Genomic DNA, 25,278 nt, shown 5'->3' with positions numbered 1-25,278 from the left:
AAGAATGCTAGTATCTTTAAAATGGTTGTCACAATATGTCGATTTACAGGGTTTAGAACCTGAAGTTTTAGCAGAAAAAATTACCCGTTCAGGGATTGAAGTAGAAGATGTACATCACCTTTCAAAAGGTCTTAAAAAATTAATGGTCGGTCAGATCAAAGAAATTAAAAAACATCCTGATTCAGACCACTTAAATATTTGCCAAGTAGATTTCGCTGAAGAAGAGCTTTCACAAATTGTTTGTGGTGCTCCAAATGTTGCAGAAGGTCAAAAAATCGTTGCTGTTCGTCCAAATGGCTACGTTGGTGGTAAAAAGATTAAAAAAGGCAAACTTCGTGGTGAAGTATCAAACGGTATGATTTGCTCACTACAAGAACTAGGCATCGATGGTAAAGTAGTAGCTAAAAAATACGCAGATGGAATTTATGTATTACCTGAAGAAACACCAGTTGGTACTGATGCCATTGAAGCATTAGGATTAGATGATGTTGTCCTTGAATTAGGCTTAACACCAAACCGTTCAGATGCAATGAGTATGTTAGGTGTTGCTTATGAAGTTGCAGCAATTCTTTCTGAAGACATCAAACTTCCAGAAACAACACATGAAGAATCTACTGAAAAAGCAGAAGATGTCTTAAAGGTACGTGTTGAAGCACCTGAAGTAAACCCAATGTACACAGCAAAAGTTGTTAAAAACGTTAAAATTGCAGAATCTCCAATGTGGTTACAACAACGTTTAATGGCTGCAGGTGTTCGTCCGCACAACAATGTAGTTGATATTACAAACTACATTTTGATGGAATATGGTCAACCGTTACATGCATTTGACTATGATGCACTAGGCACAGGTGAAATCGTTGTTCGCTTAGCTAGTGATGGCGAGCAAATTAAAACATTAGATGATCAAGATCGTGTATTAAATACAAAAAACCTTGTCATCACAAATGGTAAAGAGCCAGTTGCAGTAGCTGGTGTAATGGGTGGACTTGATTCTGAAGTAACTGAAAAAACAACAACGGTTGTTATTGAGTCAGCTTATTTCGATGGTTTATCAGTTCGCTACACGGCTAAGGACCTTGGCTTACGTAGTGAAGCGAGCGCTCGCTATGAAAAAGGTATCGATCCAAACCGTGTGATTCCTGCAGCAGAACGTGCCGCTCAAATGTTAGCTGAACTAGCAGGTGGGGAAGTATTATCAGGTTCTGTAGTTTTTGATGAATTAGATAAAACACCTTCAAAAGTTGTTGTGTCACCTGACTTTGTCAATGCACGTTTAGGTATGAAAATTTCTTTAAATGAAATGGTATCCATTTTAAATCGTTTGAATTTTAATGTCGAAACAGCGAATGGTCGTCTTTATATTGATGCGCCTACACGACGTCAGGATATCAAAATCGAAGAGGATATCGTAGAAGAAATTGCACGTTTACACGGCTATGATGAAATTCCGGCAACACTTCCTGTAAGTGAAGCAAAAGCAGGTGGTTTAAATCCATATCAAGCAAAACGTCGTATTGTTCATCACCAACTGCAAGGTTCAGGTCTATACCAAGCCCTAACTTATTCACTTACTTCTGATGAACTTTCACAAAAATATGCATTAGAAACAGCATCAACAACTCGACTGTTAATGCCAATGAGTGAAGAACGGAGTACATTACGTCAAAGTATTCTTCCACACCTAATCGAAGCAGCTAGTTACAATGTTTCACGTCAACAAGATTCTGTAACGCTATATGAGGTAGGTTCTGTATTCTTAGGTAAAACAGAAGAAGGTCTTCCGCGTGAAGAAGAACATATAGCAGCTGTAATGACTGGAGATTGGGTTAATCATGCTTGGCAAGGCGAACACAAAAAAGTTGATTTCTTTGTATTAAAAGGAATCTTAGAAGCATTGTTTGCAAAACTTGACTTAACAGATCGTGTTGCATATGAAACGGCAGTAGTAGATGGCTTACATCCAGGCCGTACAGCGAATATCCTATTAGATGGTGCTCGTATCGGTTTCTTAGGTCAATTACATCCTGCAGAACAAAAAGCAAATGGTATCAAAGAAACGTATGTTATGGAATTAAGCCTAGAAGTAATTCTTGCAGCTTCTATTGAACCGTTAGTATATGTTCCAGTTCCTCGTTTCCCATCTATTTCACGTGATATTGCATTAGTTGTTGATCGTGCGACAAAAGCGGCAGATTTAGAAAGTATCATCCGTAAAGCAGGCGGCAAACTGTTGAAAGATGTAAGTGTATTCGACCTTTATGAAGGAGAAAAAATGGCACAAGGCAAAAAATCAGTTGCCTTCACACTAACTTACTTCACTCCAGAACGAACACTTACTGATGAAGAAGTAGTAGCTGCACATGACAAAGTAGTGGCAGCTCTTACTGAATCCGGTGTAGAACTTCGTTAAAATAACTAAATCAATTAAGGTGGTAGCGATTATTCGCTACCACCTTTTTTGCTTATTTTTATACAAATTCTGTATTTTGTAATATAATCTCACATAATATGAATATATATATTAATATTAGGAATTTATTAAACATGAGTAATTAATTGTTTGTTATATTATATCGATATGCTATAATGTCAAAAAGAGTTGTCAGACTTCACGGAAAATACTAATATATTTAGAAAGTAAATAAAATTGTAAACATTTTGTTAAAAAATATAGACAATTTTGTAAATTATGTTATATTAATAAAAAATAATAAATTTAGAGAATCGAAATATCTCGTATTTGCAGACTGCGTGACGACTCACAGAATATTAAACAAAAAATTCTAAATTTTCAATTTTGTTTAGGAAGGAGCATACATATGAAAACATCTGATAATATACTGAACATTAATAATCTACATACTAGTTTCAGAATTAAAGATCGTTATTATGACGCAGTGGAAGATGTATCACTTACATTAAAAGAAAATGAAGTACTTGCAATTGTGGGGGAATCTGGATGTGGAAAAAGCACGTTGGCAACTTCGATTGTTGGGCTACACCCTCCAGGAAACACAAAGGTTACAGGTGAAATTTTATATAACGGACGTAATATTGTGAATTTTAAAGAAGATGAGTTAAATGATATCCGAGGAAATGATATTGGTTTCATCTTCCAAGATCCGCTTTCTGCGTTAAATCCATTAATGAGAATTGGGGATCAAATTGAAGAAACATTAGTATACCATACAAAATTAAATGAAAAGCAACGCAAAGAACGTGTATTAGAACTATTAAATCAAGTAGGTATTGCAAAACCAGAACTGGTGGCTAAACAATTCCCACACCAGTTATCAGGTGGTATGCGTCAGCGTGTAATGATTGCTATTGCAATAGCGTGTAAACCAAAGATAATGATTGCAGATGAACCAACAACCGCACTTGATGTTACGATTCAAGCACAAATATTAGATTTACTTAAAGAATTACAAGATGAAACATCTGCAGGTATTATTTTAATAACGCATGACTTAGGAGTAGTAGCAGAAGTAGCGGATCGTGTAGCTGTGATGTATGCTGCAGAAATTATTGAAATAGCACCAGTTGAGGAGCTATTCAAAAATCCAAAACATCCATACACACGCTCTTTATTAAATTCTATTCCACAAGTTAATGGTGAGATGGAGCGTCTAGAAGTAATTCATGGGATGGTACCATCGCTTACGAAATTACCTAGAACTGGCTGTCGTTTTTCAGCTCGTATTCCATGGATTTCTCAAGATGCACATGAGGAAAAACCACAATTACATGAAATTACTCCGGGGCATTTTGTTCGATGTACCTGTTGGAAACATTTCCACTTTCAAGGTAAAAAGGAGGGTGCATCTAATGAGCTTTATGCAAATTAAAGACCTATGTGTACACTATCCGATCCGTGGAGGGTTTTTTAACTCAGTTGTTGATTATGTGTACGCAGTTGATGGTGTATCAATGGAATTTGAAAAGGGTAAAACATATGGACTTGTAGGTGAATCTGGTTCTGGTAAATCAACCACAGGTAAAGCTATTATCGGTTTAGAAAAAATTACATCTGGTCAAATCATATATGAGGGTGAAGATGTAACAAATCAAAGACGAAAACGAAATAGTGCTTATAACCGAGATATCCAAATGATTTTCCAAGATTCTTCTTCGAGTATGAATCCACGAAAACGAGTAATGGATATTATTGCTGAACCTATTCGTAACTTTACCAATATGAGTGATAAGGAAGAGCGAAAACGCATAATTGAACTATTAGAAATTGTCGGTATGTCAGAAGAAGCGATGTACAAGTATCCCCATGAATTCTCAGGGGGTCAACGTCAACGTCTAGGTATTGCAAGAGCTGTTGCATGTAATCCGAAGATGATTATTGCGGATGAACCTGTATCAGCCCTTGACTTATCTGTACAAGCTCAAGTGCTAAACTTCATGAAGGATATTCAAACAGAGTACGGTCTTAGTTACTTATTTATATCACATGATTTAGGTGTAGTACGACATATGTGTGACCATATTTCCATAATGTATAAGGGGCGTTTTGTTGAAACTGGATCTAGAGAGGATATTTATCAAGATCCTCGTCATATTTATACGAATCGTTTATTATCTGCGATTCCAAATATTGAACCAGAGACCAGAATAGAACGTAAAAAAGTTCGACAAAGAGTTGAGGATGCTTATCGCGAAGATCAGCACAAATATTACGATGAAAATGGTAAAGTATATCCACTAAAAGAAGTTTCCTCTAGGCATAGTGTTGCAATGATGGCAACTGAGAAAGGGGGAATGTAGTATGTGGAAGACGATTATTAGACGGGTATTAGTTATGATTCCGCAGCTATTTGTACTTAGTTTGCTTATATTTATCATGGCGAAATTCATGCCGGGGGATCCATTTACTGGATTGATCACACCACAAACGGACCCAAACAGAATTGAAGAATTACGGCAAGCAGCAGGATTTTATGATCCATGGTATGTACAGTATTGGCATTGGATTTCAAATGCTTTCCATGGAGATTTTGGCGATAGCTACTCATTTAAAATGAGTGTTGCCTCACTCATTGGTGAACGTGGTTTGAACACATTATGGTTATCCTTACTAAGCGTTATCTTAGTATATTTGATTGCTATTCCACTAGGAGTTTTGGCAGGTCGCTATCAAAACTCATTGTTTGATAAATCAGTTGTACTTTATAGCTTTATAAGTTACGCAGTTCCAACATTCGTACTATCATTAATTTTCTTATTTATTTTCGGATATCAATTTACTTGGTTCCCAACCTCTGGGACTGTTGATGTTAAATACGATCCAGGAACTTTCGGATACTACTGGAGTAAGATTTATCATCTACTTTTACCAGCTATTACTTATGCATTACTTGGTACAACAGGGGTTATTCAATACTTACGTTCAGAGATCATTGATGCAAAGACACAGGATTATGTAAAAACTGCGCGGAGTAAAGGTATTCCGATGCGCAAGGTATATTCTCGTCACATATTCCGAAATTCACTTTTGCCAATCGCAGCATTCTTAGGTTTCACGATTACTGGGTTACTTGGCGGTTCGGTATTCATTGAGACAATCTTTGGTTATCCAGGTATGGGCCAATTATTTATACAAGCGATTTCGGCTCGAGATTATAGTGTTATCACAACACTTGTATTGTTATTTGGCTTCTTAACATTATTGGGTAGTCTATTATCCGACATTATTATGAGTATTGTCGATCCAAGAATTCGAATAGATTAAAAACCATAATAATTGTTAAGGAGAGGTGACATGAAATGCAAAAAATACAGGAAAGAACAATTGAACTTGAAAGTACGCCTGCAACCGGTTTTAAGGTCATCTGGCGTGAATTTAAAAAAGATAAAATTGCGATGTTATCACTAATCATATTATTACTTATTATAATTGGCGTATTCATATGGGCACCATTCATTGATCAAGAAAAATTAATGGAAATTAGTTTATTAGATGAATTCGCTGAACCAGGTACAAATGGTTTTCTCCTAGGTGCTGACCAAGGGGGAAGCGATGTATTAGGACAACTAATCATCGGTGCTCGTAATTCCATGGCGATTGCTGTAGTCATCACAATAATTACTGGCATACTAGGCATAGCAATTGGAATCATTACCGGCTATTATGGCGGTATGATTGATAATATATTTATGCGTGTGATTGATTTCTTTATGACTCTACCAACTTTGATGATCATCATTGTTTTCGTAACGATTGTTCCGAAATACAATGTAATCACTTTTATATTAATCATGAGTTTATTCTTATGGGTTGGGACGGCAAGGCTTGTCCGAAGTAAAGCATTATCTGAATCTAGACGAGATTATGTGAATGCTTCTAAAACAATGGGGACAAGTGATTTTGTCATAATGTTTAAGGGTATTATGCCAAATTTAAGCTCAATTTTAATTGTAGAAATGACTTTAAACTTTGCAGGTAATGTAGGAATTGAAACGGGGTTATCATTCCTTGGATTTGGATTACCACCTACAACACCTAGTTTAGGAACACTTGTAAGTTATGCAAGTAATCCAATGGTATTATCTGAAAAGTGGTGGGTATGGTTACCAGCATCATTATTAATATTAGTATTGATGTTAGGCATAAATTATGTTGGGCAGGCTTTACGCCGTTCAGCAGATGCAAAACAAAGATTAGGATAACAAAGGAGGAGATTGGATGAAGAAGAGGAAATGGTTTTTACTTTCTTTAGTTTGTGCATTAGTACTTGCGCTAGCTGCATGTGGTGGCTCAGGTTCAGATACTAAAGAAGGTGGAAAAAAAGGCGAAAAAGAAAAAGTAGACACAAGTTTACTTAAAAGTGAGGCAAAAAATGATGGCAATCCAGTTAAAGGAGGAACTTTAAGAGTAGCTTTACAAACTAGTTCACCTTTCCAAGGGGTTTTCTCATGGGAGCTTTATGAAGATCAATATGATGCAGAAATCTTAAATTTCGTTACAAACTCAATATTTGAAACAAAAGAAGATTTCCTAATTTCAGATACTGGCTTAGGTAAATTAACTGTTGATGAAAAAGCAAAAAAAGCAACAGTTACGATAAAAAAAGGTGTTAAATGGTCTGACGGTAAACCTTTAACAATCGATGATGTAATTTATCCATACTACATCATAGCGGATAAAGACTATACTGGGGTTCGTTATGATGCTGATTTACAAAATATCATCGGTGCAATTGAATACCATAACGGAAAAGCAAAAGATATTTCTGGTATTAAAAAAGTGGATGATTACACAATGGAAATTTCATTCAAAAAAATCTCACCAGCAATCTACTCTGGTGGTGATGGGCTATGGACTTATGCAGCACCAAAACATCAATTAAAAGACATTCCTGTAAAAGATTTAGTTAAATCTGATGCAGTTCGTACAAATCCAGTTACACTTGGTGCTTTCAAAGTTGACAAAATTGTAAAAGGTGAATCTGTTCAATTAGTTGCAAATGAAAATTACTGGAAAGGCAAGCCTAAATTAGACAAAGTAGTTATTGAAGTAGTACCACCTACTTCAATTGCAGCAGCACTTAAAGCAGGTAAGTATGATGTTACATTACCAAACTATCCATCTAATGATTATGCATCTATTAAAGATTTAGATAACCTCGATGTATTGGGTCGTCCGGAATTAGCATATTCTTATCTTGGTTTCAAAGTAGGTAAATTTGATACAAAAGAAAAAGTTAACGTAACAAATGAAAATGCAAAAATGAATAATGTTAAATTACGTCAAGCAGTTGCTTACGCAATGAATATTGAAGAAGTAGGAAAGGTATATTATGAAGGCCTTCGAACTCGTGCGAATTCACTAATTCCACCAGTGTTTGCATCCTACTATGATGATTCTTTAGCTGGATATAAATATGATCCAGAGAAGGCAAAATCATTACTTGATGAAGCAGGGTACAAAGATACAAATAAAGATGGTCTTCGTGAAGATCCAAATGGTAAAAAATTCACAATTCAGTTAGCGGCAATTGCTGGATCTGATAAAGATGAAAAAATTGTTCAATTTTACCTTCAAAACTGGAAAAAGGTTGGCTTAGATGTTCAGCTAACAACTGGTCGTACAATCGAATTTAATAGCTTCTACGATAAAGTTAAAGCTGATGATAAGGACATCGATATGTATATGGCTGCTTGGGGTACAGGTACCAATCCATCTCCAATGGGAATCTACTCGAAAGAGGCTCCATTTAGCTATACACGCTTTGTCTCTAATGACTTAACGTCCTTGTTAAATGATATCGATTCTGAAGCATCTTTAGATCCTGCTCACCGTGCGGAAGCATTCAAAAATTGGCAAAATTATATGAGTGAACAAGCTCCTGTAATTCCAATGTATTTCCGTACTGAATTGATTCCAATTAACAAACGTGTGAAAAATTGGAGTATTGATTATTTGAAAGATACAAAAGATAATCTTCAAAACGTTGAAATAACTGCTGAAGAACCAGTAAAATCAAGCAAATAATTTAATCTACGAAGATTAGATGATTTAAAAGCTAAAATTAAAAGTGCCAATGGAGAATAGTTCAATTCCCATTGGCATTTTTTTATTTATTACTTTATGAAACTATGGGTTTACAGTGTCAAGATCTAATTCAAGATTTTGACACTGTAAATGTTTTTTTGAAAAATAATATTACGGTTATATTTTTGCAATAATAGTTAGCTATACTAATTGAGAGTAACAAAGACTAATTCGAAAAGGTTAAATACTATCTAAATCTCTTTTTAGAAGCAATGTGAGAAGCTTTTTGTGTATTAGCAAAATGCCACTTAGTTACACTATGAAGAGCATCTTCGCCTTGCGCAAGTAAAATTTGGGCGGCTATTTCATCTACTTTATGACTTGCACCTTTCGGTAGTGTGACGCCGATTAATTTACTTAGTTTGTCCATTTCCGATAAAAAGGCACATCGAGCTAAAATAGAAGCAGCGGCTACAGCAAGGTGGATTTGTTCTGCTTTTGTGGCAAATAGCACGTTTTCTGTAACGATTTCTTTTTCATTTTTAAGATAATTATAGTAAGTTTTTCTTTCAGCAAATTGATCAATTAGAACATATTCCGGTTTTTCAGGTTCAATCTTTTCTAAAAGTCGGCCAATTGCTTGATTGTGAAGTTGTGCTTTCATTTTACCCTGAGAAGCGCCAGCGGCTTGTACAAGATTATACTTTTCATTATGCAGTGTCAGCACACAGTGAGGAAGAGTAGCTTTTAGGTCAGATGCGATTTTTAGCATATAATCATCTGATAACATTTTAGAATCCTTGACACCTAACTCTTTCACCAATTCAATTTTGTCTTGTGGTACATAGACGGCAGCAACTGTAATAGGACCAAAATAATCGCCCGTTCCTGTTTCATCAGAGCCAATTACAGATAAAGAGGATAGGTTTTTAGGCAACGTATCTCCTTTTGATAACGTCATAGTAGGCGTATCTTCTGCTTGATTTTTCCACTGTTTGGCTTCGCGTTCACATCCGCCACCTTGGAACATTACTTTACCAGATGAATAGATAGTGATCACACAGTCAGCAAGTTTTGCGGCAAAAATAACACCAGGTGCTTTGCGTTCTACGATATTTTGAGAATAGTAGTTCATAACATCTTTTTGAACCTTTGGGGTTAGTTTAATTACAATATTAGACATATTTTATAATTCCTTTCTTCTTAAATAATTCACAACTTAAACACTTCATGTTATCATAAGAAATAGGACTTTAAAGGAGGTTGAGGCAATGTCTGTGCAACGAAAAAATCGGGTTTCAGTTGAAATCTTCGGTCAAACTTATAATATAGTTGGGACAGAATCAGCAGGACTTATGCGATTTGTAGCGGCAACTGTAGACGACCAAATGCGTGTGATTAAGCGTGCAAATCCAAGCCTCGACAGTGCCAAGCTAGCCGTCCTTACTGCATGTAATGCAGTAAACGATTACTTGAAATTAAAAAACCAAGTAGAAATACTAGAAACAGAATTGAAAAATTTAAAGGATGAAGTGAATGGTTGATTTAATTATAATTATTTTATTATTTGCTGGATTAGTGAGTGGTGCTAGAAGAGGTTTAGTAGTTCAGCTAATCCAAATGGTTGGCTTTTTAATCTCAATAATTGTAGCTTATCTCTATTATAAACCATTAGCGGAAAAATTGGTTCTATGGATTCCATATCCTTCCGTTGATCAAAATACTACATTAAAATTTGCTGTAGAGCAATTAGACATAAGCCAAACATTCTATCAATTATTAGCGTTTGCGTTAATATTCTTTGTTGTCAAGTTTGCAATACAAATAGTGGCATCATTATTTGATTTTTTAAGACATATTCCAATCTTGGGTGGCTTAAATCGTATATTAGGCGGAGTTCTTGGGTTTATTGAGGCATATTTACTTATTTTCATCGTGCTATATGTATTGGCACTAATTCCAATTGAAGGTGTCCAAAAATATGTAGATGCATCATTCTTAACAAAGTTAATGCTTGAATACACGCCGATTATATCAAAAACATTCCAAGATTTATGGTTTGTTTATATGAAATAAAAAAGTAGAATTAGACTTCTCTCTTTAGAGGGAAGTCTTTTGTCGATAAGGAGGAAATACGATGAATAAAAAGAAGATTATTCAAACACTTGAGAAAATTGCAATCTATTTAGAGCTTCAAGGCGTTAACCCTTTTAAAATAGCAGCATTTCGTAAAGCTTCAGCTGCATTAGAGGCAGATACTAGAAGCATGAGTGAAATTGAAGATATTACTGCAATCAAAGGAATTGGTAAAGGAACTGCAGCTGTTATTCATGACTTATTAGAAAATGGTCGATCTGAAGTGCTTATTCAACTGGAGGAAGAAGTTCCAAAGGGGTTACCACCATTGCTAAAATTACCTGGTCTTGGTGGTAAGAAAATTGCTAAGCTTTATCAAGAACTTGGTGTAGATTCAGCTGAAAGCCTAAAAAAAGCATGTGAAGAAGGAAAGGTATCGGCCCTTTCTGGTTTTGGAAAGAAAACAGAAGAAAAAATCTTAAAAGAACTTGAGAGTTTTGGACAAAGAGCTGAGTTTCATCCGGTATGGCTATTAGAAGAAGTGGTAGCTGACATTGAAAATACATTGCAAGAAATACCAGAAATTGAACAATCATCTGTTGCGGGAAGCTTTAGACGTGTAAAAGAGCAAAGTAAGGACGTTGACTTTATCATTGCAACAAGTAATCCAGAGGCTGTAAAAGAAGCTTTACTATCAAAATTAATAATCAAAGAAATTATTGCAGCTGGAGATACCAAAGTTTCTGTTACCTTACAAACAGACGATGTAAATGTTGATTTTCGTTTAGTCACACTTGATGAATATGCAACAGCACTTCATCATTTCACTGGATCGAAAGAACATAACGTACGGATGAGACAGATTGCAAAAGAGCGTGGTGAGAAAATTAGTGAATATGGAGTAGAGCAAACGGATGGTTCTGTATTAACATTTAGCTCCGAAAAAGAGTTCTTTGCTCATTTTGATTTACCCTTTATCCCACCTACTGTAAGAGCAGGGACACATGAATTTGATCGTTTAGATGAAATTCCAAAGCTCGTGCATCTCAGTGATATCAAATCAGATTTGCATATGCATACAACTTGGTCTGATGGTGCGCATGCAGTTCATGAAATGGGTGAGGCATTAATAGCTAAAGGCTATCAATATGCAGTGATTACTGATCACTCTCAATATTTAAAAGTAGCCAATGGACTTACGCCAGAACGATTAGTAGAACAACGTAAAGAAATTTGGGCTTTTAACGAACAGCACCCTAACTTCCGTTTGTTAGCAGGAACTGAGATGGATATTTTACCAGATGGTTCACTTGATTTTGAAGATGACGTAATGGCAGAGCTAGACTTTGTTACAGCATCTATTCACTCTAGTTTTTCACAACCACAAGAGAAAATTATGGAACGACTACATAATGCGATAAAAAATCCACATGTTGATATGATTGCACATCCAACAGGTCGTGTTATTGGTCAAAGAGATGGGTATAATCCTGATATAGCTCAGCTTATTGCATGGGCGCAAGAATATGGTAAAATTTTAGAGTTAAATGCTAATCCTTATCGACTTGATCTTTGTGTAGAACATTTGGAAATGGCTGCCAAAGCAGGTGTTCCTATTGCAATTAATACAGACGCACACGCCATCGAACAGCTTCGTTTTATGGATATTGGAACAAAATATGCTCAAAAAGCATGGTTGAAAAAAGAAAACATAGTTAACACATGGTCGCTAGAAGACTTCGTGAAGTATATAGAGAATAAATAGGAGGTGTTTTTTTAGTGATTGCAGAACGCGCACTAAAAACACTAGAGTTTGATAAAGTACGAGCACAAGTAGCAACTTATTGCACGTGTTCAATTGGAACAGCAGCAATTGATAAATTAGTTCCTGAAACAGATTTAGAAAAAGTAAAAGCATTATTAGATGAGATGGATGAAGGTCTATCGATACTTCGTGTTAAGGCAAATGTACCAATGGGAGGAATTTTCGATATTCGCCCACATGCAAAACGCGCACAAATTGGTGGCATGCTTAGTCCACAAGAATTGATGGAAATTTCAAGTACGATTCGTGCTAGCCGAATATTCCGAGAATTCATCGAAGATATTGAAGCAGAAGGTGATATTCAAATACCTTACTTTATCCAAAAGAAAAATGATATCCCAGTTCTAACGGGACTACAACATGAAATCAATTCTTGTATCGATGAGAATGCAAGTGTAATGGATTCAGCAAGTTCTGAATTGCGTTCAATCCGCCAACAACTTCGAGCACAAGAAGGGCGTGTACGTGAAAAATTAGCAAGTCTAACACGTGGTAGCAATGCTTCCAAAATGCTATCAGATTCTATTGTTACGATTCGTAACGACCGTTTTGTTATTCCGGTAAAACAAGAATACCGTGGTCATTACGGTGGTATCGTGCATGATCAGTCTGCTTCAGGTCAAACACTGTATATTGAACCAGATGCTGTAGTACAAGCGAATAACGAGATTCACCGTTTAAGAGCAAAGGAAAAAGTAGAAATCCAAAAAATATTGCTTCATCTTTCAGCTTTAGTGCAAGAAGTGGCACATTCACTATTTTCACTAGTTCAATTACTAGGAGAAATTGATATTATTTTAGCAAAAGCAAAATATGGTCAAGCCAATAAATGCACAATGCCAATAATGAATGATGAAGGTTATATTAATTTAGGAAAAGCACGTCACCCACTATTACCAATCGATATAGCAGTAGCAAACGATATTGAATTTGGCCGTGATATTACAGCAATCGTTATTACTGGTCCAAATACAGGTGGTAAAACGGTCACATTAAAGACAGTAGGCTTATGTACTTTAATGGCACAAGCGGGTATTCCAATACCGGCTCTAGATGGCTCAGAACTTTCAGTCTTTACGCAACTATTTGCGGATATTGGTGATGAGCAATCAATCGAGCAAAGTTTAAGTACATTCTCTAGTCATATGGTGAATATTGTAGATATCCTACAACAATTTGATGAACAGTCACTTGTCTTATTTGATGAGCTGGGTGCTGGAACAGACCCTCAAGAAGGTGCTGCCCTTGCCATCTCTATTTTAGATGAAGCACATGGCAGAGGTGCTCGCGTCATGGCGACAACCCACTATCCTGAGCTAAAAGCATATGGCTATAACCGTCAAGGCGTAGTCAATGCAAGTGTTGAATTTGATGTTGAAACACTAAGTCCAACTTATCGCTTATTAATTGGTGTTCCAGGACGTAGTAATGCCTTTGAAATTTCTTCACGCCTAGGTTTACCGGAACATATTATTAAAAGTGCAAAATCATTTACTGGCACAGATCGTCATGAAGTTGAATCAATGATTGCATCACTTGAAGAAAGTCGTCGTAAATCCGAAGCAGATGCAGAACGTTCGCATCAACTTCTTGAAGAAGCAGAAAAACTCCAAGCAGAGCTTGATGCAAAATTAAAAGACTATGAAGAAAACAAGGAAGAGTTAGCGAAAAAGGCCAAAGAAAAAGCACGTAAAATTGTTGACGATGCAAAAAGAGAGGCCGAAGAAGTCATTGACGAGCTTCATAAAATGCGTTTAAATGCAAACAAAGTTGTAAAAGAGCATGAACTTATTGAAGCTCGTAAACGACTCGAAGAAGCTGCTCCTGCTGAAAATCGCATTTTGAAAAAACAACGTCAAGCAAATGCACGCGCTGTTAACCTTCAAAAAGGTGATGAAGTCAAAGTATTAAGTTACGGTCAAAAAGGAACATTGCTTGAAAAAGTATCTGACCAAGAGTGGATTGTTCAAATTGGTATTTTGAAAATGAAACTTGATGAATCTGACTTAGAATATGTAAAACCTGAGAAGGTAAAAGACACTGTTTCAGTAGCAAATGTTCGCAATCGAGATTCATATGTTAAACTTGAATTAGATTTACGTGGTGAACGCTATGAAGACGCAATAGTTCGTACGGAAAAATACTTGGATGACGCATTATTATCAAATTATAACCGAGTATCTATTATTCACGGTAAAGGCACGGGTGCATTGCGCCAAGGTATACAATCACTACTTAAACGGCATAAACGCGTGAAATCATTCCGTTTCGGTGAAGCGGGTGAAGGTGGTTACGGCGTGACTGTTGTTGAGTTAAAATAGAGAAAAATTTGGGGGTGGGATTGTATGTTGCTGAGTAGCTTTTGGCAGCATCCTATTGTTCAAACAACAGGATATTTTAGTGTAGTCGTACTTTGTCTTGTATTAGCCATGGTAATATTTGAGCTTGTTACCAAATATAAAAATTGGCAAGAAATAAAGAATGGCAATGTTGCAGTTTCCTTAGCAACTGGTGGAAAAATATTAGGGGTATGTAATATTTTCCGCTACTCCATTGAACGTCATAATTCGCTTATTGAAATGATTGGATGGGGATTGTTTGGATTTACTTTACTAATTTTTGCTTATATTCTCTTTGAATTTTTGACACCTACATTTAATATAGACCATGAAATTGAAAAGGATAATAGATCCGTGGGTTTTATTTCCTTTACGATTTCAGTTGGACTATCATTTGTAATAGGAGCAAGTATTTCTTAGCAGTTTAGGAGAGTAAGTATGGAAACTTTAGCAAAAGTGTTGATGGTTGTTTGTGGTCTCTTCGTCATAACAGGCATTATATATTTAATGATGCATTAGATTAAAAGAGTAACAGTTTAATTTTGAAGCTGAATAACGATTAAAGATTAGGTTTATGTCTAATCTCTTGCTGTAGTCAAACTCGATGAATTTTGAGTTTGACTGCAGTTTTTTCTATTACAATAAATAAAGGTAAATAACCCTTGATTTCCGCTAAGGTGGACTCTTTCCACGGGTGGGGTCGAGCCGAGCAGCTTTTGAGACCACTGAAAAAATCAAGATGCATGAATTTTAATAATAAAATTTTGTGATGCAATTTTTGTTGAAGTGGAATCAGCGAAGACTCCTGCGGGAAAGCGAGCCAGAGAGACCCCGCAGCGAAGCGAGGAGGCTCGTCGGTTCGCCCGCGGAAAGCGAAGCTGATTCCACTTCATGTTATAGCAGGTTTGTACTATATAAATTAGGTATACAATCGTTTTTCAGTGACCTCCCGCTTTTCCCGCAGGAGCCGTCACCTCCACTCCAATCAACTGAATATGGGTGAACAAACCATACAATCTACTTTAACTACAGAATCAACCTCTGGTTAAATATTAAAAAAACAAAAGTAGAATAATGCTCGAATAGTTGATTTATATCTAGAAAAATCGCAAATATAATAATTATTAATTGAAAGCGCACTCATTATTACTTATAATTAAACTTATAAATATTCTAACAATTCGTAAAAAGGGGGGCGTTTCGATTGACTGAAAAGATTTGGTTAAAGAACTATCCGCCTAATATTCCTAAAACAATGGAATACGAAGAAATTCCATTACAAGAATATTTGACGAGGGCTGTAGAGAAAACTCCTAAAAAAATTGCGATTCATTTTCTAGGTAAAGATATTACGTATAAAGAGTTATATGATTCCTCATTAAAATTTGCAAATTATCTAGTGAAAATAGGGATTAAAAAGGATGATCGTGTAGCGCTAATGCTACCGAATTGTCCGCAAAGTGTTATTGCATATTATGGGGTATTATATGCGGGTGGTATAGTTGTTCAGACGAATCCACTCTATACAGAGCGCGAAGTAGAGTATCAGCTAAAGGATGCAGGGGCAAAAGTAATCGTCACATTGGATATCCTTTACCCTAGAATTATGAAAGTTTGGAAGAATACAGATTTAGAGAATATCATTATTACAGGTATTAAAGACTTTTTACCGTTTCCAAAGAATCTATTGTATCCGTTTGTGCAAAAAAAGGAATATGGTTTTAAAGTGACAGTTGAGCACAGTGGTTCTAATCATCTTTTCACAGAAATTATGAAGATTGGTGAAGTTAATGTAATCAAATTTACTTCAAATTATGAAGAGGACATAGCTTTACTGCAATATACAGGAGGTACAACAGGATTTCCAAAAGGTGTCATGCTAACTCATAAAAACTTAGTCGCAAACGTACAAATGTGTAGTGCGTGGATGTCTGAGTGTATACCTGGGAAAGAAGTTATCATGGGAGTATTGCCGTTTTTCCATGTATATGGAATGACAACCGTATTACTACTTTCAGTAATGCGGGGAGATAAGATGGTGTTAATGCCTAAATTCGATGCAACTGATGCATTAAAAATGATTCAAAAACATAAGACGACATTATTTCCAGGCGCTCCAACTTTGTACATTGGTTTGTTGAATCATCCTGAAATTAATAAGTACGATCTTTCTTCGATAAAAGCGTGTATAAGTGGCTCGGCTCCTTTACCAGTTGAAGTACAAGAAAGGTTTGAAAAAGTGACTGGAGGAAAGCTCGTTGAAGGATATGGTTTAACAGAATCTTCACCGGTAACACATTCAAATTTTATCTGGCATGGGGAACGTGTGAAAGGGTCAATCGGTGTACCTTGGCCTGATACAGACGCTGCTATTTTCAAGACAGATACGACAGAATCGTTACCAATTGGCGAAATTGGTGAAATTGCTGTGAAAGGGCCGCAAGTAATGAAAGGTTATTGGAATCGTCCTGAAGAAACCGAGATGACATTAAGAGACGGCTGGTTATTAACGGGAGATTTAGGCTATATGAACGAAGAAGGGTATTTCTTTGTAGTCGATCGTAAAAAGGATATTATTATTGCAGGTGGCTTTAATATCTATCCCAGAGAAGTAGAAGAAGTTTTATATGAGCATGAAGCTATTCAGGAATGCGTAGTTGCTGGTGTGCCAGATCCTTATCGTGGAGAGACTGTAAAAGCTTATATAGTTTTAAAAGATGGATATCAAGTATCAGAAGAAGAATTAAACAAGTATTGTAGAGCAAATTTGGCAGCATATAAGGTGCCACGTATATATGATTTCCGTTCTGAATTACCAAAAACAGCTGTAGGCAAAATATTACGTAGAACATTAGTTGAAGAGGAAAAGACAAAGCTAGAACAAACAATATGAAAAAGTTAAACCCTTACTTGACAACGAACGGTTGAAAATATATTATGAAAATATGAATGAATAGTCATTCATATTTTCATAATAAACCGGTGGTGATCGTATTGAAGAAAAACAAACCAAAATATAGACAAATAATTGACGCTGCTGTCATCGTAATTGCGGAAAATGGTTATCACCAAGCACAAGTTTCCAAAATTGCAAAACAAGCTGGCGTCGCTGATGGAACCATTTATTTATATTTTAAAAACAAAGAAGATATATTAATTTCAGTGTTTGAGGAAAAAATGTCTTTATTTGTAGATAATTTACAAGATATAATAAAAGAGAGCACTTCAGCTTCAGAAATGCTTTACCGAATGATTGAGGGGCATTTTAAAGTACTCTCAGAAGATCATCATTTAGCAATCGTTACTCAATTAGAACTTCGTCAATCGAATAAAGACCTTCGATTGAAAATCAACAGCATATTAAAAGAATATCTAAAATTACTTGATGAGATTTTAAAAATGGGTATTGAAGCTGGTGAGTTTATGAAAGACATTGATATGCGTCTTGTAAGACAAGTAATCTTTGGAACGATTGATGAAGTATCAACAACGTGGGTAATGAAAGAGCAAAAATATGATTTAGTTACAATGGCACCACGCGTTCATCAGATTTTGTTAAAAGGGATTCAAAAAGGTTAAAGGGGTAGCAAAGTTTCACAACTTTGCCACATACATATTTTTTCACAAGGGAGGATATGGGGAATGGAATATCTAAGTTATATAGTGGACGAAGGGGTAGCGGTCGCAACGATTAATCGTCCACCTGCAAATGCGTTATCTCGAGCGTTAATTGAAGAGGTAAATCTGCTACTAGATGCAGTTGAAGATAATGCAGATGTACGCGTTGTATTGCTACATGGTGAAGGTAGATTCTTTTCTGCTGGTGCGGATATTAAAGAATTTACTGAAGTATCATCAAGCAATGAGTTTGAAAAATTATCAACTAAAGGACAAGTTGTTTTTGAGAGACTTGAGAAGTTTTCAAAGCCAGTAATTGCTGCGATCCATGGTGCAGCTCTGGGTGGTGGACTTGAGCTTGCTATGAGCTGTCACTTCCGTTATGTGAGTGAAACAGCAAAATTAGGTTTACCAGAATTACAACTTGGCTTAATTCCTGGATTTGGTGGTACACAACGGCTCCCTCGCTATGTTGGTGTTGCAAAAGCCGCTGAAATGATGTTCACAAGTGAACCTATTTCGGGAGTAGATGCAGTAAAATGGGGTCTTGCAAATTGTGTAGTACCAGAGGAAGTTTTATTAGAAGAGTCATTAAAAACTGCCAAGAAAATTGCAAAGAAAAGCCCGATTGCATTAAAAACAGCAATTGAAATGTTGCAATTTTCTAAAACATCTTCTTTCTATGATGGTATTTCAGCTGAAGCAGAAAGTTTCGGAACTGTTTTTGTTTCAGAAGATGCTAAAGAAGGAATCGCTGCATTTATCGAAAAAAGAGAGCCTGTTTTCAAAGGAAAATAAAAGTATTAGGAGGTTAATAATATGAACATTTATGTATTAGTTAAACGAACTTTTGACACTGAAGAGAAAATCGTATTAAATGGTGGCGTTATTCAAGAAGATGGTGCTGAATTTATCATCAATCCATATGATGAATATGCAATTGAAGAAGCCATTCAAATTCGTGATGCACAAGGTGGCGAAGTGACAGTTGTAACAATTGGCGGAGAAGACGCTGAGAAACAACTTCGCACAGCATTAGCTATGGGTGCCGATAAAGCAGTACTAATCAATGCAGAAGATGATGTTGAAGAGTTAGATCAATATTCTGTAGCATATATTTTAGCCGAATACTTGAAAGATAAAGATGCAGATTTAATTTTAGGTGGTAATGTAGCAATTGACGGAGGTTCTGGTCAAGTTGGTCCACGAGTTGCTGAATTACTAGATATAAATTATGTAACAACCATTACAAAGCTTGAAATTGATGGTGATACAGTTAAAATCGTGCGTGATGTAGAAGGGGACTCAGAAGTACTTGAAGCGTCTCTACCTCTATTAGTTACAGCACAACAAGGATTAAATGAACCACGTTATCCTTCTTTACCTGGAATTATGAAAGCGAAGAAAAAACCATTAGAAGAACTAGAATTAGATGATCTAGATATTGACGAAGATGATGTAGAAGCGAAAACAGAAACAGTAGAAATTTTCTTGCCAGCACAAAAAGAAGCTGGTCGTGTTCTACAAGGTGAATTACAAGATCAAGTAAAAGAACTTGTTCAATTACTACATTCAGAAGCGAAAGTTATTTAAGCTGATTTACATTGCTGAGGAGGGAATCACATGACAAAAAAAGTATTAGTATTAGGTGAAGTACGTGAAGGAACTTTAAGAAATGTTTCGTTTGAAGCAATTGCAGCAGCAAAAACAATTGCTGGAGATGGTGAAGTAGTTGGCGTTCTAATCGGTGATGCTGTTGAAATATTAAGCTCTGAGCTAATTCAATATGGTGCAGACCGCATAGTGACTGTAGAACATCCACATTTAAAACAATATACTTCTGATGGTTTTAGCCAAGCATTCAAAGCTGTTGCAGATGCAGAAAATCCAGATGCTATCGTATTTGGTCATACAGCAATGGGTAAAGACTTGTCGCCTAAGATTGCTAGTAAATTACAAAGTGGTTTAATCTCAGATGTTACTGCAATAGAGGGTGAAGGGGACGATGCACTATTTATCCGTCCAATTTATTCAGGAAAAGCATTTGAGAAAGTAAAAGTAAAAGAAGGAATTGTGTTTATCACAATTCGTCCAAATAATATAGCTCCACTTGAAAAAGATGAATCTCGCTCAGGTGAAGTTTCAAGCCAGTCTGTAGAGATTACGAATTTACGTACAGTTATTAAAGAAGTAGTTCGTAAGGCAGCAGAAGGTGTAGATTTATCAGAAGCAAAAGTAGTAGTATCTGGTGGACGTGGTGTGAAGAGTGCTGAAGGTTTTACTCCATTACAAGAGTTAGCTAATCTTTTAGGTGGCGCTGTTGGTGCTTCACGTGGTGCTTGTGATGCTGATTATTGCGATTATTCACTACAAATCGGACAAACAGGTAAAGTTGTAACACCAGATTTATATATTGCTTGCGGTATTTCAGGAGCAATCCAACATTTAGCTGGTATGTCCAATTCTAAGATTATCGTTGCAATTAACAAAGATCCAGAAGCTAATATTTTCAAAGTAGCAGATTATGGAATCGTAGGAGACTTATTTGAAGTCGTCCCTATGTTAATTGAAGAATTTAAAAGTGTAGCAGTTAAATCTTAAGAAAATAAAGAAAGCTCTGCTAATTGCAGAGCTTTTTGTTTCAATTTAAATCTAATATTATGTTAAAATAGCGGTGAAGTGAGCAGAACAGTCGCTTGACATTTTTTTTTATGCTACACTACCGATACATAGAGTTTAAGGAGGAAATGTAAAATGGCAATTGTACATTCAACAGATGCAACTTTTTCAAATGATATTGCAAACGGATTAGTATTAGTAGATTTCTGGGCAACTTGGTGCGGACCATGTAAAATGATTGCTCCAGTTTTAGAAGAATTAGATCAAGAATTAGAAGGTAAAGTAAACATCGTCAAAGTTGATGTTGACCAAAACCAAGAAACAGCTAGCCAATTTGGTATTATGTCAATCCCAACTCTGTTATTGTTCAAAGATGGAGAACAAGTTGATAAAACTGTTGGTTTCCAACCAAAAGAAGCATTAGCTGAATTCATCCAAAAACACGCTTAATCATTTTTGGGTTCATAAACGAAACCGGGTCCCTACAAGGTGCCCGGTTTTTTTTAGAGGTGATTTGATGAATGACTTAATAAAACAAAAATTAGCAATCCTACCTGATCAACCAGGTTGTTATTTGATGAAAGATCGTCAAGGTACAATTATTTACGTTGGAAAAGCAAAAGTATTGAAAAATCGCGTCCGCTCCTATTTCACAGGAACTCATAACGGCAAAACTCAACGTCTTGTTAGTGAAATAGAAGATTTCGAATACATCGTAACATCCTCAAATATAGAAGCATTTTTACTAGAGCTAAATTTGATTAAGTTACATGATCCAAAATACAATATTATGTTGAAGGATGATAAATCATATCCTTATATAAAGATTACAAATGAAAAGTACCCGAGATTACTTACGGTTCGTAAAGTAAAAAAAGACAAGGGGAAATATTTTGGCCCATATCCTAATGTGTATGCAGCCAATGAAACAAAAAAATTACTGGATCGATTATATCCTTTACGTAAATGTCAGACACTTCCAAATCGTATTTGCTTGTATTACCATCTAGGGCAATGCTTAGCGCCATGTGTAAAAGATATTGAAAAAGAGACTTTTGACGAAATGGTACAGGAAATCACAAGTTTCCTAAATGGTGGACATGCAGCTGTTAAAGAGGACTTACAGCAGAAAATGCTTGCTGCCTCTGAACAGTTAGATTTTGAACGTGCTAAAGAGTACAGAGACCAAATTGCACATATTGAAACTGTGATGGAAAAACAAAAAATCACAACAACTGATTTTACCAATCGTGATGTCTTTGGGTATACAGTTGATAAAGGCTGGATGTGTGTTCAAGTTTTCTTTGTAAGGCAAGGGAAATTAATAGAGCGAGACGTATCCCTTTTCCCTTCTTACGGTGAGCCTGAAGAAGAATTTTTAACTTATGTTGGCCAATTCTATGAAAAAGCTGACCATATAAAGCCAAAGGAAATCCTTATTCCTCAAGAAATTGATGGAGATATGCTTCAACAAGTGTTAGAAATTAAAGTAGTAAAACCACAAAAAGGTAGAAAAAAGGAATTACTAGATTTAGCTTCAAAGAATGCACAAATTGCGATTACTGAGAAATTCCAATTAATCGAAAGACAAGAGAAAAGAACGATCGGAGCGTGCGAAGAACTTGGGGATGCGATGAATATTATTACACCGCTTCGTATTGAAGCATTTGATAATTCCCATATCTTTGGATCAGACACGGTTTCAGCAATGGTTGTTTTTATAGATGGAAAACCAAGTAAAAAGGAATATCGAAAATTTAAAATTCAAAATGCAGGTGCTCATGATGACTATGGCGCAATGCGTGAAGTTATTCGTCGTCGATACACACGTGTATTAAAAGAAGGCCTTCCTTTACCTGATTTACTAGTTACAGATGGAGGAAAAGGGCAAATGGAAGTAGCGAGAGAAATTTTAGAGGATGAGCTTGGACTCGATATTCCAATTGCAGGATTAGCAAAGGATGATAAGCACCAAACGTCACAACTTTTGTATGGTAATCCTCCTGAAATTATTCCGTTAAAGCGTACGAGTGAAGCTTTTTATCTATTGCAACGGGTTCAAGATGAAGTTCACCGCTTTGCAATTACATTTCATAGACAATTACATGAAAAAAATGCGATTACTTCTGTTTTGGATGAAATTCCAGGAGTGGGTCCTAAAAGAAAACAACAATTATTAAAACATTTTGGTTCAATCAAGAAGATTAAAGAAGCAACTTTTGAAGAATTGCAAGATGCGGGTGTTCCTAAAAAACTAAGTAGTGCAATAATTGACTATTTTTTGAAAAAATGATTGCTAGATATTAAAACGTATGGTATCTTTAGGGAACCAAATAAAAATCACTGATTTAGTGATGATAGAGGCGCGGGTTTCAAAAGTACTCGACTGGAGGACGAATAGGTCCATTGAAAGTCGGTGAAAGGGGAGGCCGCCGAAGTTGCAAGAATGCTAATTCCATCTTGCTGCTGGTTCTACATTGAAGAAATGTAGAATTGTCAGAATTGACTTTGATTCTGGAGGGCTATCTCACATGAATGTTCTTTTGAACGTGCATGCTAAGAGCAGCCTATTCACCATCTGTGTGAAGTGCTGCTCTTTTTTCATTAGAAATCATTGTGAAAATCGCCCACATACTATTAAGTAGGGGAGCGTTTTGATGAGTACTTTAGTCGTTAAATTTGGAGGAACTTCCGTCGCAACAACAGAAAGAATCATGCATGTAGCTCAGCGCATTCAGCGTGAGAAACAAAATGGTTATAATCTTGTCGTCGTCGTATCTGCAATGGGTAAAACAACAGATCAACTTGTAGATATGGCACACGAAATTTCCGAATCACCTTCAAAGCGGGAAATGGATGTCTTATTGACAACAGGGGAACAAGTAACGATTTCATTGTTATCAATGGCTTTGCATAAGCTAGGAATTGAGGCGCAATCATTTACTGGTTGGCAAGCAGGAATTGTCACAGAGCATGTACCAAGTAATGCGCGCATAGAGGATATTGCACCTAAAGCGGTAAAAGAAGCTTTGGATGCCGGTAAGGTGTGTGTCGTCGCTGGATTCCAAGGAATTGATGATGAAGGCAACATTACAACACTTGGTCGCGGCGGTTCAGATACAACAGCTGTTGCTCTTGCTGTAGCGTTGAATGCTGAACGTTGTGATATATATACCGACGTAGATGGTGTTTATACAAGTGATCCTCGTTATGTAAAAGGCGCAAGAAAGCTACAGCAAATGTCATATGATGAAATGCTTGAATTAGCTAATCTCGGAGCCGGCGTCTTGCACCCACGATCTGTAGAGGTCGCAAAAAATCATAACATCCCTATGTCAGTTCGTTCGAGCTATGAGGATGTAGAAGGTACCATCTTGAAGGAGGAAATTGAAGTGGAAAAAGATTTAGTTGTACGCGGTGTCGCGTTTGAATCAGAGATTATTCGTTTAACAGTTTATTATGAAGAAGCCTATAATGGCTCATTAGCAAATATTTTTACAACATTAGCAAAAAATCATGTCAATGTGGATATTATTGTCCAAACTATTATTGAAGGAACAGAGCCATCCGTTTCTTTCTCAGTTAAAAAAGAAAATCTTAATGAAGCTTTACAAGTTCTTTCTGAACATAAAGATACACTAGGTTATCATCATGTAGATCATGAAGCAGAATTGTCAAAAGTTTCAATTGTAGGATCTGGTATGGTTTCAAATCCAGGTGTTGCGGCTACTATGTTTGATCGTTTATATCGGGAAGGTATTCCTGTTAAAATGGTCAGCACTTCTGAAATTAAAGTATCCGTGGTTGTACCGCAGGAAGATATGCTTAAAGCAGCGAATGCATTACACGATGAATTTGATCTCTCTGTTCAAGAAGTTATTACGCATTAATCGATATAAGTTTTGAGAAATAGTAATTCCTTTGGATAATAATTATACAATGTTTGATTAGAATAAAAGGATTTCTCATGAGTAGAATTTTACTTATGGGGAATCCTTTTTAATGTCTGCAATTTGAATCAATTTCATAAAGGCTTTTATAGTCAAAAAATACGAACATTATATGCTTAGTTGTATTAATGATAAGCCCATCATTTCCGCTACAGACGGACGCTTTCCGCGGGCAAGCATCAAGCCTCCTCCTCACTACGTTCGTGCGGGGTCTTGATTGGCTTGCTTTTCCCGCAGGAGTCGCCGTCTTTCGCTACATTAAAATATTCCATAAGATATAATCGAATTTTGAAATTGATTCATTTGATTGAAATAAATTATTTTCAAAGCCATTCTTATTTTTCATTT

General features: G+C 36.2%; 20 protein-coding genes and 1 riboswitch. Of the genes, 19 read left to right on the top strand and 1 reads right to left on the bottom strand.

The window, feature by feature from the left end; translation table 11 throughout:
- Positions 1-4 precede the first annotated feature (4 nt).
- The 6 genes from pheT (at position 5) to Q8X41_RS07100 (ending at position 8,503) form a co-directional block, all read left to right on the top strand.
- Positions 5-2,410, top strand: coding sequence for a phenylalanine--tRNA ligase subunit beta (pheT, locus tag Q8X41_RS07125; protein ID WP_397539559.1), 2,406 nt, complete (start codon positions 5-7; stop codon positions 2,408-2,410).
- A 409-nt stretch (positions 2,411-2,819) separates the two neighbouring features.
- The gene (locus tag Q8X41_RS07120) at positions 2,820-3,848 is read left to right on the top strand and encodes an ABC transporter ATP-binding protein (protein WP_397539558.1); all 1,029 of its coding nucleotides are present in this window, start codon (positions 2,820-2,822) and stop codon (positions 3,846-3,848) included.
- On the top strand, positions 3,829-4,776 hold the full coding sequence (locus tag Q8X41_RS07115) for an ABC transporter ATP-binding protein (protein ID WP_397539557.1): 948 nt from the start codon (positions 3,829-3,831) through the stop codon (positions 4,774-4,776). The genes Q8X41_RS07120 and Q8X41_RS07115 overlap by 20 nt, the downstream gene beginning before the upstream one ends.
- A 1-nt stretch (position 4,777) precedes the next feature.
- Positions 4,778-5,740 (top strand): oligopeptide ABC transporter permease, encoded by a 963-nt coding sequence (gene opp4B / locus Q8X41_RS07110; RefSeq protein ID WP_397539556.1) that lies wholly within the window; start codon positions 4,778-4,780, stop codon positions 5,738-5,740.
- Between the two features lie 35 nt (positions 5,741-5,775).
- Positions 5,776-6,678, top strand: coding sequence for an ABC transporter permease (locus Q8X41_RS07105; protein ID WP_397539555.1), 903 nt, complete (start codon positions 5,776-5,778; stop codon positions 6,676-6,678).
- A gap of 16 nt (positions 6,679-6,694) precedes the next feature.
- Positions 6,695-8,503: an ABC transporter substrate-binding protein gene (locus tag Q8X41_RS07100; RefSeq protein WP_397539554.1), complete on the top strand. Its 1,809-nt coding sequence runs from the start codon at positions 6,695-6,697 to the stop codon at positions 8,501-8,503.
- Positions 8,504-8,750: 247 nt separating this feature from the next.
- Here Q8X41_RS07100 and rnhC read toward each other — a convergent pair whose 3' ends face one another.
- Positions 8,751-9,686 (bottom strand): ribonuclease HIII, encoded by a 936-nt coding sequence (gene rnhC / locus Q8X41_RS07095; protein ID WP_397539553.1) that lies wholly within the window; start codon positions 9,684-9,686, stop codon positions 8,751-8,753.
- An 88-nt stretch (positions 9,687-9,774) separates the two neighbouring features.
- Between rnhC and zapA the strand changes: the two genes are divergently transcribed.
- The 13 genes from zapA (at position 9,775) to Q8X41_RS07030 (ending at position 24,870) form a co-directional block, all read left to right on the top strand.
- Positions 9,775-10,047, top strand: a complete 273-nt coding sequence (gene zapA / locus Q8X41_RS07090) for a cell division protein ZapA (RefSeq protein WP_397539552.1) — start codon at positions 9,775-9,777, stop codon at positions 10,045-10,047.
- Positions 10,040-10,579, top strand: coding sequence for a CvpA family protein (locus tag Q8X41_RS07085; protein WP_397539551.1), 540 nt, complete (start codon positions 10,040-10,042; stop codon positions 10,577-10,579). Before zapA ends, Q8X41_RS07085 begins: the two co-directional genes overlap by 8 nt.
- A 61-nt stretch (positions 10,580-10,640) precedes the next feature.
- Positions 10,641-12,344 carry a DNA polymerase/3'-5' exonuclease PolX gene (gene polX, locus Q8X41_RS07080; RefSeq protein ID WP_397539550.1) on the top strand — a complete coding sequence of 568 codons (1,704 nt, stop codon included), beginning with the start codon at positions 10,641-10,643 and terminating at the stop codon, positions 12,342-12,344.
- 14 nt (positions 12,345-12,358) lie between these two features.
- The gene (locus tag Q8X41_RS07075; RefSeq protein ID WP_397539549.1) at positions 12,359-14,725 is read left to right on the top strand and encodes an endonuclease MutS2; all 2,367 of its coding nucleotides are present in this window, start codon (positions 12,359-12,361) and stop codon (positions 14,723-14,725) included.
- Positions 14,726-14,749: 24 nt separating this feature from the next.
- Entirely contained in the window at positions 14,750-15,163 is a 414-nt protein-coding gene (locus tag Q8X41_RS07070; RefSeq protein ID WP_397539548.1) for a DUF350 domain-containing protein, read from the top strand.
- A gap of 784 nt (positions 15,164-15,947) precedes the next feature.
- Positions 15,948-17,636, top strand: coding sequence for an AMP-binding protein (locus Q8X41_RS07065; protein WP_397539547.1), 1,689 nt, complete (start codon positions 15,948-15,950; stop codon positions 17,634-17,636).
- A 101-nt stretch (positions 17,637-17,737) separates the two neighbouring features.
- Positions 17,738-18,322 carry a TetR/AcrR family transcriptional regulator gene (locus Q8X41_RS07060; RefSeq protein ID WP_397539546.1) on the top strand — a complete coding sequence of 195 codons (585 nt, stop codon included), beginning with the start codon at positions 17,738-17,740 and terminating at the stop codon, positions 18,320-18,322.
- A gap of 63 nt (positions 18,323-18,385) precedes the next feature.
- Positions 18,386-19,159, top strand: a complete 774-nt coding sequence (locus Q8X41_RS07055) for an enoyl-CoA hydratase (protein WP_397539545.1) — start codon at positions 18,386-18,388, stop codon at positions 19,157-19,159.
- 21 nt (positions 19,160-19,180) lie between these two features.
- Positions 19,181-19,954, top strand: coding sequence for an electron transfer flavoprotein subunit beta/FixA family protein (locus Q8X41_RS07050; protein WP_397539544.1), 774 nt, complete (start codon positions 19,181-19,183; stop codon positions 19,952-19,954).
- A gap of 30 nt (positions 19,955-19,984) precedes the next feature.
- Positions 19,985-20,962 carry an electron transfer flavoprotein subunit alpha/FixB family protein gene (locus Q8X41_RS07045; protein ID WP_397539543.1) on the top strand — a complete coding sequence of 326 codons (978 nt, stop codon included), beginning with the start codon at positions 19,985-19,987 and terminating at the stop codon, positions 20,960-20,962.
- A gap of 153 nt (positions 20,963-21,115) precedes the next feature.
- Positions 21,116-21,430: a thioredoxin gene (gene trxA, locus Q8X41_RS07040; RefSeq protein ID WP_397539542.1), complete on the top strand. Its 315-nt coding sequence runs from the start codon at positions 21,116-21,118 to the stop codon at positions 21,428-21,430.
- A 67-nt stretch (positions 21,431-21,497) separates the two neighbouring features.
- On the top strand, positions 21,498-23,273 hold the full coding sequence (uvrC, locus tag Q8X41_RS07035) for an excinuclease ABC subunit UvrC (protein WP_397539541.1): 1,776 nt from the start codon (positions 21,498-21,500) through the stop codon (positions 23,271-23,273).
- A gap of 57 nt (positions 23,274-23,330) precedes the next feature.
- Positions 23,331-23,513, top strand: a riboswitch (Lysine riboswitch).
- Positions 23,514-23,637: 124 nt separating this feature from the next.
- Positions 23,638-24,870: an aspartate kinase gene (locus Q8X41_RS07030; RefSeq protein WP_397539540.1), complete on the top strand. Its 1,233-nt coding sequence runs from the start codon at positions 23,638-23,640 to the stop codon at positions 24,868-24,870.
- Positions 24,871-25,278 lie beyond the last annotated feature (408 nt).

This window comes from Rummeliibacillus pycnus, assembly GCF_044359855.1.
GTDB classification, from domain to species: Bacteria; Bacillota; Bacilli; order Bacillales_A; family Planococcaceae; genus Rummeliibacillus; species Rummeliibacillus pycnus_A.
Note: the sequence above shows the minus strand (reverse complement) of the source record. Positions and strands in the feature narration are given on the sequence as shown.